This is a genomic window from Streptomyces melanosporofaciens, assembly GCF_900105695.1.
GTDB lineage: Bacteria > Actinomycetota > Actinomycetes > Streptomycetales > Streptomycetaceae > Streptomyces > Streptomyces antimycoticus.
Genome location: NZ_FNST01000002.1, coordinates 3,258,538 through 3,274,104 on the forward strand (window position 1 = coordinate 3,258,538; position 15,567 = coordinate 3,274,104).

The window sequence follows — 15,567 nt, forward strand, 5'->3', positions numbered from 1 at the left end:
CCGGGCGTCAGGTCACCTTCCGGCATGCGATGTCGAAGGTAGAAGGTGCCCCGCGAGCCCATTCCTATGCCTGAGGGCCTGTCCGGTCCGTGGATTCGCCTTTGCACCGGGGGGAGTTGGGCCGCTGCATCGGGGGCAGGTCGGGCCGGTTCATCCGGAGCGAGTGGGGCCGGTTCATCCGGGCGGAGATGGGCCGCTGGAAGCCCGTTGAGCCGGGCCGCTAGAGACCCGGTGCGCCCCAGACCGGGAACCAGCGGCTCAGGTCCTCCTCGATCCGCAGATCGTCCCCGAGCAGCGCCCGCATCTGGAGCTCCAGCGCGTTGTCCCGCTTCTCCGCGACGCCCGGCAGCGGCGCGAAGGGGTAGAAGGTGCCGCGCTTGTAGAGATAGACCAGCGCGAGCGAACGCCCCGCCGGGTCCTGGAATCCGATCAGCGAGCACAGCAGCTGAGGGCCGAACCCGCCGTCCTGGAGCAGCGAATTGACCGCGTGCAGATCGTTCACCAGGGCGGGCACATCGTCCGGCGGCTGCCGGGCCAGCAGCCAGGTGTAGCCGTACGCGTCCTGGCTGAACTCCACGGGCACTCCGCCCCGGTCCGTGTCCGCGTCCAGCAGCTCCCGCACATCCCGCTGGAGCTGGGAGAACGCGCCGCCCTCCACGCTCGCGAAACAGACCGAGCCCCGCCCGGTCGGGGTGAACCCCGCCCCGCCTCCAGGCTGACCGCGGCCCCCGGGAGCCCGAAGAGCCGGTCGAGGTCGGGGCGCACCGGCTTGCTGCGGCCCAGGATGGCGTCCAAGATCCTCACGCTCAGCCCCTTCCCGCCTGGCCGAGCTGGGTGGAGATGCGGGCGAGCTGGTCGAGCCGCCGCTCCAGCGTCGGATGCGAGGAGAACAGCCGGCTGACGCTCTCCCCGGAGAGCGCGGGCGCGAAGAAGAAGGCGTTGAACGGCTCCACCTTGCGCAGATCCCTGGTCGGGATCCGGGCCATCTGCCCCGTCACCTTGGTCAGCGCGGCGGCGAGCGCCGAGGGGCGCCCGGTGAGCAGCGCGCCGGCGCGGTCGGCGGACAGCTCGCGGTAGCGGGACAGCAGCCGGGTCAGCAGAAAGCTGATCGCATAGACCACGGCGCTGATCAGGGGGATGAGCAGCACCGCGATGCCCACATTGTTGTTACGGCTGCCCCGGCTGAGCCCGCCCCACAGCGCCGCGCGGGTCATGATGCCCGCCAGCACGCCGAGGAAGGACGCGATGGTCATGACCGCCACATCGCGGTGCGCCACATGCGAGAGCTCATGGGCGAGCACGCCCTCCAGCTCCTCCGGCTCCAGCCGCCGCAGCAGCCCCGTGGTGGCGCACACCAGCGCGTTGCGCTGATTGCGGCCGGTGGCGAAGGCGTTCGGCACATCGGTGTCGGCGATGGCCACCCGCGGCTTGGGCATGTCCGCCAGCGCGCACAGCCGGTCCACCGCACCGTGCAGCTCGGGGGCCTGCTGCGGGGTGACCTCCCGGGCGCCCATGCTGAACGCCGCGATCCGGTCGCTGAACCAGAACTGCGCCACGAACAGCCCTCCCGCGATGATCACGATCAGCAGCCAGGCGCCCTTGAACAGGGCGAGCAGCACACCGATGAAGACCACATAGAGCAGCCCGATGAAGAACATCGTCGTGACCATGCGGGTGGTCAGCCCCCGGTCGGGGGCATAGCGGGTATGCGGCATGGGATGCCTCCCCAGTGACGCGACGCCAAAGGCTCTATACCCGATTCTGCCGCTTATAGGGCGATCTGCGCCCTGCCCTTTGTTCGGCGATCCGGCAAGGCGCGCCACACCCGCTACCCGGCGATCTGTGCCGCGCCCTCGGTGGCGATCTTCTCGAAGGTCGCGAGGTCGGCCGCGAAGATCGAATCGGGGATCGGCCAGTGCAGCACGATCTCGTCGATGCCCAGCTCGGCATGGCGTCCCGCGAAGTCCACGAAGGCGTCCACCGAGCTCAGCGGCCCTGTGGCCTCCGGGGTGAAACCGGTGAGCATGATCTTGTCGAGCTCGCCGGTGTCCCGTCCGGCCGCCGCGCACGCCTGCCCCAGCCGCTCGATCTGACCCGCGATGGCGGCCAGCGAATCGGCCGGGGTGCCGGTCTCGGAGATCTTCGGGTCGCCCGTGGTCACCCACGCCTGGCCGTAGCGCGCCGCGAGCCGCAGTCCGCGCGGACCGGTGGCGGCCACCGCGAACGGCAGCCGCGGCCGCTGCACACAGCCGGGGATGTTGCGCACCTCGTGGGCGCTGTAGTGGGTGCCCTCGTGCGTCACCACATCATGCGTCAGCAGCCGGTCGAGCAGCTCGACGAACTCGCCGAAGCGGTCCGCCCGCTCCCGGGGCGACCACGGCTCCTCGTCGCCCCGCAGCAGCGCCGTCGCGTCGAAGCCGGAACCGCCCGCGCCGATGCCGAGCGTGATCCGCCCGCCGGACACGTCGTCCAGCGTGATCAGCTCCTTGGCCAGCGTCACCGGATGCCGGAAGTTCGGGGAGGTGACCAGGGTGCCCAGCCGCAGCCGGGAGGTCGCCGCCGCGGCCGCCGTCAGCGTGGGGACCGCCCCGAACCAGGGCCCGTCGCGAAAGCTGCGCCAGGACAGGTGGTCATAGGTGTACGCCGCGTGGAAACCCAGCTCCTCGGCGCGCTGCCATATCTCCCGGCCGCGCTCGGACCAGCGGTAGACGGGCAGGATCACGGTGCTCACTCGCATGGGGCGAGCCTAAGCGGTGGGTGTGACAACGCCGCACCGATGTCGACGTCGCACCGATATCAGCGCCGCACCGATGTCAACGCCGTACGGGCGGGACACCTGGGACGGCGCCTCGGGACGTCCGGTGACGGCGCCCAAGGTCCCACCCGAGCACAGCCCCGGCACCGCTGAGCGGCATATGCGGGAGGATGGTTGCCGTGACCCCTGCGACCGAGCGGCCGAACACCCCGGCCCCAGAGCCTTCCCACCCCGCCCCGGCCCGGCCCCGGCTGATCGCCACCGACCTCGACGGCACCCTGCTGCAGGACGACAAGACGGTCTCCGACCGCACCGTGGCGGCGCTCGCGGCGGCCGAGCGGGCGGGCATCGAGGTGTTCTTCGTCACCGGCCGCCCGGCCCGCTGGATGGACGTCGTCAGCGCCCATGTGCACGGCCACGGCCTGGCGATCTGCGCCAATGGCGCCGCCGTGGTCGATCTGCACCGGGGCGGGCTGCCGATCGAGGTCCGCCCGCTCGCCGCCGGCCAGGCCCTCGCCGTCGTCGAGGCGCTGCGCGAGGCGGCCCCCGGCACGTCCTTCGCGATCGAGCGCAGCGGCGGGATCTTCTACGAACCGGAGTACCCGCCGTTCCATCTCGACCCGGGCGCGATCGTCGCCCCCGCCGAGAAGCTGCTGCACGACGGATTCGCGCACGCCGACATGCCGGTCCTCAAGCTGCTCGCCCACCACCCCGAGCTGGCGCCCGACGCCTTCCTCCGGCTGGCCCGCTCGGTGGCCGGGACCTACGGCGACTTCACCCGCTCCAGCCCGTCCGCCCTGCTGGAGGTCAGCGGGCTCGGGGTCAGCAAGGCCAGCACTCTGGCCCGGTGCTGTGCCGAGCGCGGGATCTCCGCCGCGGAGGTCGTGGCGTTCGGCGATATGCCCAATGACCTGGAGATGCTGATGTGGGCGGGCACCTCCTACGCGATGGCCAACGCCCATCCGGATGTGCTCGCCGCGACCACCCACCGCACGGACGCCAACACCGAGGACGGCGTCGCCGCCGTCATCGAGCGGATCGTCGAGCGGACCCTGACGGGCTGAAGCGCACGCGACCGCCCCCCGGCCGTGGGGCCGGGGGGCGGCGGTTCGCACGACCGCGTTCACCAACCGCGTTTACCAGAAGAAGACCAGGTAGCCGTTGCCGCCGGCGGTACCGGGGGCGCCCGCGCTGCCCGGGGTGTTGCCACCGGGGCCGCCGACGCCGCCGTCGCCGCCCGCGCTGGTGTTCGTCGGGGGCAGCTCGACGATGCCGTCGACCGCGTCGCCGCCCGCGCCGCCGTCGGCACCGGACGCCCCGTTCTCACCGGTGCGGTTCACCGCGGAGAAGCTGTTGCAGGCGCCGGTGCCACCGGTGCCGCCGGTGCCCGGAGTGCCCGGAGCGGCCGATCCGCCGCCACCGCCCGTGCCGCCCGTGCCGCCACCGGCGATGAGCTGGGTACCGGTGGTGGAGACCAGGGACGTCGCGCCACCATTGCCACCGGTGCCACCGGCACCTCCGGCACCAGCGGTGCCGGTGCCGCCGGGACCGCCGGTACCGGCGCCACCACCGGTGCCCAGGTCCACCGTGTAGGTGGCGAAGGGCGTCACCGGGATGACGCACCAGGTGAAGCCGCCGGATCCGCCGCCACCGCCAGTGCCGCCGGCGCCGGTCGCCGTGGCGCTGGCGCCGCCACCACCGCCGCCGCCACCGCCGCCCGCTCCCCACGCCTGGATGTGCACCGAGGTGACGCCCGCGGGAGGCGTGAAGGTGCCGTCCGTGGTGAACTCCTGGACCCCGTGGATGATGGACGGCGGCCGGGGCGGCTGGGGACGGCCGCCGCCCAGAGTGTCGTCCGCCTGTGCGGCGGGGGACATGGTCAGCACCTGGCCGGTGAGGCTCGCCGCAGCAAGGGTGGCGAAAAGGACCCGGCGGCGTGTCCGGGATCGCTTGGGAGTGGGACTCTGGCTGTTCACGTCATGACTTCCTTCCCCGCGGGCGGGCCAACATCTGTCGCGGAGGGCGATGGGATACGAAGGTCCGAACGGCCCGCGAGCCTCATCCCACCGTCGGCCACCACGACCCGCACTCCGACGGCGCGCTAGTTGGCCCGCGTAGGTGAGGCGTTGGGCCGGGCGAGCGACAACCAGCGCCCCACAGCGGCGTGTCGGGCACACAGCGGCCCGCCGGGCATCACCCTCGCCCGGCGGCGACGCGTCACGAGTGCGGCAGACGTAGGTGTACGGCTGCGTCAGGCGCACGACGGCAGACGCAGGCACGCGGCCCGCCGTCAGGCGCTGGGCGGCGTCACGCGTATGGCAGCCGCAGGCGTACCGCGCCATCACGCGTACGGCAGACGCAGTCGCACGGCGACGTCACACGCACGGCAGACGCAGGCACACAGCCCACCACCAGATGCACAGCGGCGTCAGGCTACGGCGACGCCAGACGCACAGCCGCATCAGACGCACAGCGGCGTCAGACGTACGGCGGCATCAGACGCACAGCGGCGTCAAGCGCCCTCGCTCGGCAGCGGCGCCTCCCACACCACCGTCGTACCGCGCCCGCCCTCCCCGAGCCCGGGCCCGACGCCGCTCGACCCGCCCAGCGCCTCGGCCCGCCGCACCAGGTTCGTCAGACCGCTCCGCCGCCCGCCCGCGGGCACGCCCACCCCGTCGTCCGCGACCGTCAGCCGCACCGACGGTCGCCCGTCCGCAAGCCGCCCGGTGGCGTCCACGACCACCTCGATCCGCTCCGCCCGCGCGTGCCGGAAGGCGTTGGACAGCGCCTCGCGCAGCGCCGCGACGAGATGGGCGCCGGTCGCCGTGCCGACCCGGGAGTCCACCGGGCCCACGAAGGTCAGGGACGGCTGGAAGCCCAGCGGCACGGCGGCCGCCCTGACCTCCCGCAGCACCCGGCCGCGCAGCCCGGGCGGCGTCTCCGGCGGGGTCTGCTGCAGCGCGTAGATCGCCGTCCGCACCTCCTGGATGGTGGCGCCCAGTTCCTCGACGGCCCGCTCGATCCGCTCCCGCACCTCCGGCGCGTCCAACTGGCGCTCCGCGCTCTCCAGCAGCATCCCGGTCGCGAAGAGCCGCTGGACGACGAGGTCATGGAGATCGCGGGCGATCCGGTCGCGCTCCTCGAGGACCGCGAGCCGCTCCCGGTCGCGCTGCGCCTCGGCGAGCACCAGCGCGACCGCCGCCTGCGCCGCGAACTGGGCGGCCAGGGTGCGCTCGGTGGCGGTGAACGGGCTGGCGCCGCGCTCGCGCGCGGTGGCCAGCACGCCGACCACCCGGTCCCCGCTGCTCAGCGGGACCATCAGGCTCGGCCCGTAGCGCCCGGGGACGCCGGTGCCGAGCAGCGGGTCGGTGGCCGGGTCCTCGATGACGACCGGCTGACCGGCCAGCAGCCTCGGCACGGCCGGGGAGCGAGCCGGCAGTACGGTGCCGAGCAGCCCGGACCGCTCATCGGCGGCCACCGCCGCGACCTTCAGCCCGCCCTCGCCCTCTTCCGGCAGCAGCACGATCCCCACCACCGCGTCCGCGAGTTCCCGGACCTTCTCGGCAACCACGGCGGGCCCTTCCCCGGCACCGCCGGACAGCAGCGCCTGGGTGACCGCCACCGAGCCCTCGATCCAGCGCTCGCGCTGCCGGGTGGCCCCCTGGACGCGGGTGTGGCCGATGGCGATCCCCGCCTCGGTCGCCAGCACCTCGACCAGATGCCGGTCGGACTCGGTGAACGGACCGCCGTCCCGCTTCCCGGCAAGGCAGAGGGTGCCGAAGACCTCCTCCCCGACCCGCAGCGGAAGGCTGAGATACGAGCCCGGCGGCCGGTCGGCCGACGGCGTACCGGTGCGCAGTGCGTCGGCCGGCAACTCCGCACACCGCTCCCGGTCGGTCTCGGTGCCGCCGTAGGTGACTACATCGGCCAGGCCCTGACCTCCGGCGGCATGGCCGTCGGCGTGGTGCACCCCGATCGCGGCGCAGCGGGCGCCCACGAGCTCGGCCGCGGTGCGCACGATCCGGTCGAGGACGGTATGCGCGTCCGGCCCGTCGCCGAGCGAACGCATCGCCTCCAGCAGCCGCGGCAGCCGCGCCGTGAGCTCGGTGGACAGCCCACGCAGACCCCGGGTCGCCTCCGCGGCCACGTCCAGGGGATCGGGGGAGGGCGCAGCGGCCGCCATGCCGTCGAGCCTAATGAATGGCACACATGAACGCCGCTCTGCTCGCGCTGACCCCTGTCCGGTGGATCTTCGTCGCCTGCGCAACGGTCGACTGCCGCCTGCGACACCAAGCGGCTGGCACCGCGAGGCCCGAGGCCCGCTGAGGCTGGCGCCGTAACCCAGGGGCAGCTGGTGCCGTGGCTGCTGCGAGCTGGCGCCGTGGCCCGCGTCGACCGTTGCCGAGGCCCCACGCCGTCTCCTGCCGGACCCGCGGCGGTCTGGCGCGTAACCCCGCGACAGCAGGCGCCGTAGCCCACGACAGCTGGCGCCGTGCCCCGCTGCGGGCGGGCGCGGAGGCCCGCGCCGTCCGGTGCCTGGCCCCGGGCCCCTCTGGCGCCGTAGCCCGCGACAGCTGGCGCCGCGGCCGGCTGCGACCGTTACCGGGAGCCCGCGCCGCCTGGCGCCGGACCCCGCGCCCACCTGGTGCCGCAGCCCACGGCAGCTGGTGCCGTGGCTGCCGCGGGCTGGCGCCGGGGCCCGCTGCGACCGTTGCCCAGGCCCACGCAGTCTGCTGCCGGACCCCGCGCCTATCTGGCGCCGTAGACCGCGAGAGCTCGTGCCGTAGCCCTCGCCGTCTGCTACCGGGGGCGCCTCACAGCGGTGTCGGAGGGCGCCCCCAGCGGTGCCGGGGAGGCGCCTCCCAGCCCTAGCCGGGGTCGCCGGGCCAGGCGGTCGCGGGTCTGCGACGATCCGCCGGACAGAGCCGCCTAGCCAGCGCCCCGGTGTCCGCGCCCTAGTGCCCGGCGCCCGGGTGCCCGGTGCCCACCAGGGCTCCGCCCTCCATGGCTCCGCACTCCACGGCCTCGCGCTCCAGCATCCGGCGGAACGGCCCGTCGGCCGAGGCCAGTTCTCCGTACGTCCCGCGCTGGACGGCCCGGCCCCCGTCGAGCACGATCACCTCGTCCACCGCGTCCAGGCCCGCCAGCCGGTGCGTGATCAGGACGGTGGTGCGCCCCTGGGTCGCCGACAGCAGGTCGGCCGTCAGCGCGTCGGCTGTGGGCAGGTCCAGGTGCTCGGCCGGTTCGTCCAGCACCAGCACCGGGAAGTCCGCCAGCAGCGCGCGGGCCAGTGCCAGCCGCTGCCGCTGGCCGCCGGAGAGGCGTGCGCCCTGCTCGCCGACGAGCGTGTCCAGGCCGTCCGGCAGTCCGTCCACCCAGTCCAGCAGCCGGGCCCTGGCCAGCGCCGCGCGAAGCTCGTCATCGCTCGCGCCTGGGCGGGCCAGCCGCAGGTTCTCGCGCAGCGAGCTGTCGAAGACATGGGCGTCCTGGGCGCAGAGACCGACGAGCCGCCGCACCGCGTCCCCGTCCAGGGCGGCAGCGTCCCGGCCCGCCAGCGTGTAGGTGCCGCCCTCGGTGTCCAGGAAGCGGAGCATCACTTGGGCGAGCGTGCTCTTGCCCGCCCCCGACGGGCCGACGACCGCGACCCGGCGGCCCGGCCGCAGCTCCAGACCGAACCCGTCCAGCGCGGGGGCACCCTGGCCGGGGTGGCGGGCGGTGATCCCGCGCAGCACCAGCGGATAGGGCGCACCGGGCGCCTCCTCGCGCCGCGCCTCGTCGGGCTCGCGCACCGGAAGCGGCTCGTCCAGCACCTCGTACACCCGCTCCGTGGCCCGCCGCACCCGCTGCCGGTGCTGCACCGCGAGCGGCAGCCCCGCGACGGCTTCGAAGGCGGCGAGCGGGGTCAGCACCACGACCGCCAGCCACACCCCGTGGATCCGGCCGTCGGTCACGGCCGGCACGCCCACCCACGCCGCGGCCGCCACGGTCAGCCCGCAGACCAGTGCGGACAGCCCGGCACCGGTGCCTGCGGCGGCCGCCGCCCGCCGGGCGATCCGGGTGAGCACCCCATCGGCCCGGCGCACCCTGTCCAGCCGGCGCGGCAGCGCGCCCGCGACGGTCAACTCGGCGGCCCCCGCGAGCAGATCGACGATCTGCGCCGACAGGGCACCGCGCGCCGGTGCCAGTCGGCGCTCCGCCCGTCGCGCGAGCGCCCCGGACACGACGGGCACCGCGACCCCCGCCACCAGCAGCCCCGCCGCCAGCACGGCCCCGGCCTCGGGCAGCACCCAGGTGAGGAAGCCCACCGAGGCCGCGCCGACGGTCAGCGCGGTGCCGACGGGCAGCAGCCAGCGCAGGAAGTAGTCCTGGACGGCGTCCACATCGGCCACCAGCCGGGAGAGCAGATCGCCGCGGCGCGTCCGGCCGAGCCCCGCGGGCGCCAGCCGCTCGAGCCGCCGGTAGACGGCGACCCTCAGCTCGGCCAGCACCCGCAGCACGGCGTCATGCGAGACCAGGCGCTCGGCGTAGCGGAAGACGGCCCGGCCGATCCCGAACGCCCGGGTCGCGGTGACGGCCACCATCAGATAGAGGACGGGCGGCTGCTGCGCGGCCCGGGAGATCAGCCAACCGGAGACCGCCATCAGCCCGACCGCGCTCAGCAGGGCGAGGCTCCCGAGCAGCAGCGCCAGCCCGAACCGGCCGCGCCCGCCACGTGCGGCGCCCCGCACCCGCGCCAGCGCACCCCGGCGCGGATGTGCGGCCGAGCGATGCGACGGGACCGATCCGCCCGGCGCGGTCACGGGCCGGACAGAGACGGTCGGCCCCGGGCGCACGCCGCTCACCGCCAACTCGCGCCCAGCGGCGGGCAGGAGGGCAGGTCCACCGGAAACGTCGGGCAGGTGGCTCGGTCCACCAGAAGCGGCGGGCAGGAGGTCCGGCCCACCCGAAGCATCGGGCAGAAGGACCGGCCCACCAGAAGCGGTCGACAGAGGGTCCGGACCACCAGAAGCGTCCGGCAAGAGGCCCGGCCCACCCGAAGCATCCCGCAGAAGGCCCAGCCCACCAGAAGCGTCCGCCCCCGGCAGCCGCAGCACGCGGTCGGCCAGTGGAAGCAGCGCCGGGCGGTGGACCACCAGCAGCACCGTGCGGCCCTCGGCCAGCCGCCGCACCGCCTCGACGACCGACGCCTCCGTCTCGCCGTCCAGATTCGCCGTCGGCTCGTCCAGCAGCAGCACCGGCCGGTCGGCCAGGAAGGCGCGCGCCAGGGCGACCCGCTGCCGTTGGCCCGCGGAGAGCCCCGCGCCCATCTCGCCGAGCCGGGCTTCGATCCCGTCCGGCAGCGCGGAGACGAAGCGCAGCGCGTCCGCGTCCCGCAGGGCGGCCCGTACCGCCGCGTCATCGGCGTCCGGCCGGGCCAGCCGGACGTTCTCCGCGATCGTCCCGGCGAAGAGATACGGGCGCTGGGGCACCCAGGCGATCTGGCGCCGCCAGCTCTCCGGGTCCAGCGCGGCCAGGTCGCGGCCCCCGATCCGCACTCGGCCCTCGTCCGGTGTCGCGAAGCCCAGCACGGCGTTCAGCAGCGTCGACTTCCCGGCACCGCTGGGGCCCACGACGGCGACCGTCTCCCCCGGGCGGATCTCGAATGAGGTCCGGGCGAGGGACGGTTCGCTGCGCCCGGGGTGGCGGACCACCAGCCCGTCCAGCGTGAGCGCGGCGCTCCGGGCATCGGGGGCCGCCCGGCCATCGAGGGCCGGCGAACCGCCCGTGTTCGAGGGCTCGCGCTCCAGCACCGCGAACACCTCGTCCGCCGCCGCCAGCCCCTCCGCCGCCGCGTGGTACTGCGCGCCCACCTGCCGCAGTGGCAGATACGCCTCAGGGGCGAGCACCAGCACCACCAGCCCGGTGAAGAGGTCCATCTCGCCGTGCACCAGCCGCATGCCGATGTCGACCGCGACCAGGGCGACCGACACGGTGGAGAGCAGTTCCAGGGCCAGGGAGGACAGAAAGGCCAGCCGCAGCGTCTTGAGCGTGGCCCGCCGGTAGTCGGCCGTGATCGCGCGGATCGAGGCGGCTTGGGCCTTCGCCCGGCCGAAGACCTTGAGGGTCGGCAGTCCGGCGACGACATCGAGAAAGTGCCCTGACAGCCGGGACAGCAGCCGCCACTGGCGGTCCATCCGGGACTGGGTGGCCCAGCCGATGAGCATCATGAACAGCGGGATCAACGGCAGGGTGGCGATGATGATCAGCGCGGAGATCCAGTCCGCGGTGACGATCCGGGCGAGCACCGCCACCGGCACCACCACGGCCAGCCCCAACTGGGGCAGATAGCGCGCGAAGTAGTCGTCCAGCGCGTCGATGCCCCGGGTGGCGAGGGTGGTGAGCTCACCGGTCCGCTGGGAGTCCAGCCAGCTCGGGCCGAGCCGCACGGCCCGTTCCACCAGTCGCAGCCGCAACTCCGACTTGACCGCCGCACCGGCCCGATGGGCGGCCAGCTCGGTCAGCCAGGAGATGGCGGCCCGGCCGACGGCGACCAGCGCCAGCAGCCCCAGCGGAAGCGTCAGCGCCCCCACGTCCTCGCCCCGCTGGAAGGCGCCCACCACGATCTCGGCGATCAGCATCGCCTGCGCGATGACCAGACCCGCTCCGGCCAGGCCCAGCGCCACGGAGGCGATGAGGAAGAACCGAGTGGCCCGCGCGTACCGCAGCAGCCGGGGGTCGATTGGTTTCACGTGAAACACACCACCCGAAGCATCAGTGGGCGGCGGGGATGTGCCGGGTACCGATGCGCTTACGGAAGACCCAGTACGTCCACGCCTGGTAGGCCATGATCAGCGGCATCATGATCACCCCGACCCACGTCATGATCTTGAGCGTATAGGGGCTGGAGGCCGCGTTCGCCGCCGTCAGGCTCCACTTCGGGTCCAGCGAGGAGGGCATGACGTCGGGGAACAGGGCCAGGAAGAGCATCGCGACGGCCGCCGCGATGGCCACCCCGGACAGCCCGAATGCCCACCCCTCACGCCCCTGCCGGTTCATGACCAGCGCCACGGCCAGCGCCAGGACGGCGATGACGACCGCCACCAGACTCCGGGCGTTCCCGCTGTCGCTCTGCGTCCAGACCAGGAACGGCACCGCGACCACGACAGTGGCCAGTCCGAGCCCGGTCGCATACCGCCGTGCCCTCGTCCGGATGTCCCCGGACGTCTTGAGCGCGGCGAAGACGGCGCCGTGGAAGGTGAACAGCACCAGCGTGACCGCCCCGCCCAGCAGGGCGTACAGCGTGATCAGGTCCGGCAGACCGCCCGCGTAGTTCCCGTCCCGGCCGATCGGCACCCCGTGCACCAGATTGGCGAAGATCGCGCCCCAGAGGAACGCGGGCAGCAGCGAGCACCAGAAGATCGCATGCTCCCAGTTGCGCTGCCAGCGGTCCTCGGGGCGCTTGTGCCGGTACTCGAAGGCGACACCGCGCACGATCAGGCAGACCAGGATGGCCAGCAGCGGCAGATAGAAGCCGCTGAAGAGCGTCGCGTACCAGTCGGGGAAGGCGGCGAAGGTCGCCCCGGCCGCCGTGATCAGCCAGACCTCATTGCCGTCCCACACCGGCCCGATCGTGTTGATCAGGACCCGGCGCTCGGTGCGGTCGCGGGCGAGCAGCTTGGTCAGCACGCCGATGCCGAAGTCGAAGCCCTCCAGGAAGAAGTAGCCCGTCCACAGGAAGGCGATCAGCAGAAACCAGAAGTCGTGAAGGTTCATGATTCTCTCCCGGCCGTCAGTACGCGAAGGTCAGCGGCTTGTCGGCGTCCTCGTCCTCGGCGGCGGCACCGCCGTCCGGACTGCCCGGATCGCCCGGACCGCCCGAGGGCAGCCGCAGCTTCGGGTCCTTGGCGGGCGGCTTCTCGTCGGTGTCCGGTCCGGCCTTGGCGTACTTGGTCAGCAGCCGCACCTCGATCACCGCGAGCACCCCGTACAGCAGCGTGAAGACGCCGAGTGAGATCAGCACCTCGGTCCGGCTGACCCCGGGGGAGACCGCGTCGGCGGTCTTCATCAGCCCGTAGACCACCCAGGGCTGCCGGCCCATCTCGGTGAAGATCCAGCCGAAGGAGTTGGCGACCAGAGGGAAGCCCATGGTGAGAATGCCGATCCGCCAGGACCAGGTGGACAGCAGCGGGCTCATCTCGCGCTTCTTGGTGAGCATGAGCCGGGGCACCTCGTCCTCGCCGGTACGGAAGGCGGGCGCCAGCCACCGCTTGCGCCGGGTCGTCCACAGCCCGATCAGCCCGGCGACGAACGAGGTCATGCCGAAGCCGATCATCAGCCGGAAGCCCCAGAAGGTCATGAAGATGCTGGGGATGTAGTCATCGGGCTGCCCGCCGTAGGCGTCGGCCTCCCGCTGGGCGATGTCGTTGATCCCGGGGACGGCGTCGGTGAAGTTGCTGTGCGCCAGGAAGGAGAGCGCGGCGGGGACCTCCAGCTCGACGCTGTTGTGGCCCTTGCTGACGTCGCCGACGGCGAAGATCGAGAAGGGTGCGGGCGCCTGGGTGTCCCACAGCGCCTCGGCCGCCGCCATCTTCATCGGCTGCTGCTCGAACATCACCTTGCCGAGCTGGTCACCGCTGAGCGCCGTGCCGATCCCCGCGATGACCGCGACGACCAGTCCCACCCGCAGCGAGGCCCGCATCGCCCCGATCTGCTTCTTGCGCTGCTCGCCCAGCTCCTCGCCACGCTCCCGGCGGCGCTTGGCCCGCAGCAGGTGGAAGGAGGAGATGCCGATGATGAAGGCGGCGCCGGTGAGGAAGGCCGCGGTCAGGGTGTGGAAGACCACGACGAGGGTGGTGTTCTGGGTCAGCACCGCCCAGATGTCGGTGAGCTGGGCCTTTCCGGTGGCCTTGTCGATGGTGTAGCCGGTCGGGTGCTGCATCCAGGAGTTGGCGGCGAGGATGAAGTACGACGAGAGGATCGTGCCGATCGAGACGATCCAGATACAGGCGCAGTGGATCTTCTTGGGCAGCTTGTCCCAGCCGAAGATCCACAGACCTATGAAGGTGGACTCGAAGAAGAAGGCCAGCAGGGCCTCCATCGCGAGCGGGGCACCGAAGACATCACCGACGAAGCGGGAGTAGTCCGACCAGTTCATGCCGAACTGGAATTCCTGCACGATGCCGGTGACCACACCCATCGCGATATTGATCAGGAAGAGCTTGCCCCAGAACTTGGTGGCGTGGAAGTACTTCTCCTTGCCCGTGCGGACCCAGGCGGTCTCCAGACCCGCCGTGATCGCGGCGAGAGAGATCGTCAGTGGCACGAAGAGGAAGTGGTAGACGGTGGTGATGCCGAACTGCCATCGGGCGAGCGTCTCCGGCGCCAGAGCCAGATTCACCTGAATCTCTCCTTACGGTCGTGCCTGCCCGCGAACGAGCTTGTGAACGTATTCACATTCACAAGCAATGATACGCACATGGCTTCGCCCCCTCCCACAGGGGGTGGGAGGGGGCGAATGGGGCACGTCTGGGTATGCTGCGCACCTTACGGAGGGGCCGATGGGCCCCTTGTGCGCCCAGAGGCCCAGGCGGGGCTCGGAGCGCCTTGCGGGGCCCTGGAGCTCAGGCTCACAGCTCCTTGCGGAACTCCTCCGCCGTCCGCAGGAAGATCTCGTTCGCCTCGCGCTCGCCGATCGTCACCCGCACCCCCTCACCCGGGAACGGACGGATCACCACGCCAGCCGCCTCGCACGCCGCCGCGAAGTCGAGCGTGCGCTCCCCCAGCCGCAGCCAGACGAAGTTCGCCTGGCAGTCCGGGACCGTCCACCCCTGGGCGGTCAGCGCCTCCCACACCCGGCCCCGCTCGGTGACCAGCGCGTCCACCCGTTCCCGCAGCGCGTCCTCGCTGCGCAGCGAGGCCACCGCCGCGTCCTGGGCGAGCTGGCTGACGCCGAACGGCACCGCGGTCTTGCGCAGCGCCGCCGCCACCGGCTCATGGGCGATCGCGAAGCCGACCCGCAGCCCGGCCAGGCCGTACGCCTTGGAGAAGGTGCGCAGCACGCAGACGTTCGGCCGGTCGCGGTAGAGGTCGACGCCGTTGGGGACCCGCTCGTCCCGGATGAACTCGTTGTACGCCTCGTCCAGCACCACCAGCACATCGGACGGCACCCGGTCCAGGAACCGCTCCAGCTCGGCCCGGCGCACGACGGTGCTGGTCGGATTGTTGGGGTTACAGACGAAAATCAGCCGGGTGCGGTCAGTGATCGCATCGGCCATCGCGTCCAGATCGTGGACCTCGGCATCGGTCAGCGGAACCTGCACCGAGGTCGCGCCCGCGATCTGAGTGATGATCGGATATGCCTCGAAGGACCGCCAGGCGTAGATCACCTCATCGCCCGGCCCCGCCGTGGACTGGACCAGCTGCTGGGCCATGCCGACCGAACCGGTCCCGGTGGCCAGATGCTCCAGCGGCACATCGAAGCGCTCCGCGAGCTCGGCGATCAGCGCCGTGCAGGCGAGGTCCGGGTAGCGGTTCAAGGACGCGGCGGAGTCCGCCACCGTCTCCAGCACCCCGGCCAGCGGCGGATAGGGGTTCTCGTTGGAGGACAGCTTGAAGGCCAGGGGACCCCCCGTGGCAGCCGGCTTGCCGGGCTTGTACGTCGGAATGCCGTCCAGCGCGGCACGCAGCTTGGGGCTCTTCTCGGTCACCGACAGTCCTCCTCGACCCATCCTGTCCCGGACCGTGCACAGCGTTCGCACACGGCAATACTGCACACCTTATGAGGATTCCCCCGTCTCGCGTACCCGCCGGGCGCCGCCGCGTACCCGCCCCCG

The 15,567-nt window shown here is 72.7% G+C and carries 9 protein-coding genes and 1 pseudogene; 1 reads left to right on the forward strand and 9 read right to left on the reverse strand.

The features are described from left to right. Window positions 1-220 precede the first annotated feature (220 nt). The 3 genes and pseudogenes from pspAB to BLV72_RS16485 all read right to left on the reverse strand — a co-directional run bounded on the left by pspAB (window position 221) and on the right by BLV72_RS16485 (window position 2,737). Window positions 221-804: pseudogene (pspAB, locus tag BLV72_RS16475) on the reverse strand (PspA-associated protein PspAB). A 2-nt stretch (window positions 805-806) separates the two neighbouring features. Beyond that, the gene (gene htpX, locus BLV72_RS16480; RefSeq protein ID WP_093463127.1) at window positions 807-1,715 is read right to left on the reverse strand and encodes a zinc metalloprotease HtpX; all 909 of its coding nucleotides are present in this window, start codon (window positions 1,713-1,715) and stop codon (window positions 807-809) included. A 113-nt stretch (window positions 1,716-1,828) separates the two neighbouring features. Next, window positions 1,829-2,737, reverse strand: coding sequence for an LLM class flavin-dependent oxidoreductase (locus tag BLV72_RS16485; protein ID WP_093463129.1), 909 nt, complete (start codon window positions 2,735-2,737; stop codon window positions 1,829-1,831). Between the two features lie 188 nt (window positions 2,738-2,925). Between BLV72_RS16485 and BLV72_RS16490 the strand changes: the two genes are divergently transcribed. Further along, window positions 2,926-3,819: an HAD family hydrolase gene (locus BLV72_RS16490; protein ID WP_425288381.1), complete on the forward strand. Its 894-nt coding sequence runs from the start codon at window positions 2,926-2,928 to the stop codon at window positions 3,817-3,819. 72 nt (window positions 3,820-3,891) lie between these two features. Here the strand turns inward: BLV72_RS16490 and BLV72_RS51070 are convergent, their stop codons facing one another. The 6 genes from BLV72_RS51070 to hisC all read right to left on the reverse strand — a co-directional run bounded on the left by BLV72_RS51070 (window position 3,892) and on the right by hisC (window position 15,441). Continuing rightward, on the reverse strand, window positions 3,892-4,731 hold the full coding sequence (locus BLV72_RS51070; protein ID WP_093463132.1) for a hypothetical protein: 840 nt from the start codon (window positions 4,729-4,731) through the stop codon (window positions 3,892-3,894). A gap of 536 nt (window positions 4,732-5,267) precedes the next feature. Then, window positions 5,268-6,938 (reverse strand): GAF domain-containing sensor histidine kinase, encoded by a 1,671-nt coding sequence (locus BLV72_RS16500; protein ID WP_093463133.1) that lies wholly within the window; start codon window positions 6,936-6,938, stop codon window positions 5,268-5,270. A 772-nt stretch (window positions 6,939-7,710) separates the two neighbouring features. Further along, window positions 7,711-11,484 carry a thiol reductant ABC exporter subunit CydD gene (cydD, locus tag BLV72_RS16505; protein WP_093463135.1) on the reverse strand — a complete coding sequence of 1,258 codons (3,774 nt, stop codon included), beginning with the start codon at window positions 11,482-11,484 and terminating at the stop codon, window positions 7,711-7,713. Between the two features lie 22 nt (window positions 11,485-11,506). After that, window positions 11,507-12,508, reverse strand: a complete 1,002-nt coding sequence (cydB, locus tag BLV72_RS16510) for a cytochrome d ubiquinol oxidase subunit II (protein WP_093463136.1) — start codon at window positions 12,506-12,508, stop codon at window positions 11,507-11,509. A 16-nt stretch (window positions 12,509-12,524) separates the two neighbouring features. Then, window positions 12,525-14,132 carry a cytochrome ubiquinol oxidase subunit I gene (locus tag BLV72_RS16515; RefSeq protein ID WP_093463138.1) on the reverse strand — a complete coding sequence of 536 codons (1,608 nt, stop codon included), beginning with the start codon at window positions 14,130-14,132 and terminating at the stop codon, window positions 12,525-12,527. Window positions 14,133-14,361: 229 nt separating this feature from the next. After that, window positions 14,362-15,441, reverse strand: a complete 1,080-nt coding sequence (hisC, locus tag BLV72_RS16520) for a histidinol-phosphate transaminase (protein WP_093463139.1) — start codon at window positions 15,439-15,441, stop codon at window positions 14,362-14,364. Window positions 15,442-15,567 lie beyond the last annotated feature (126 nt).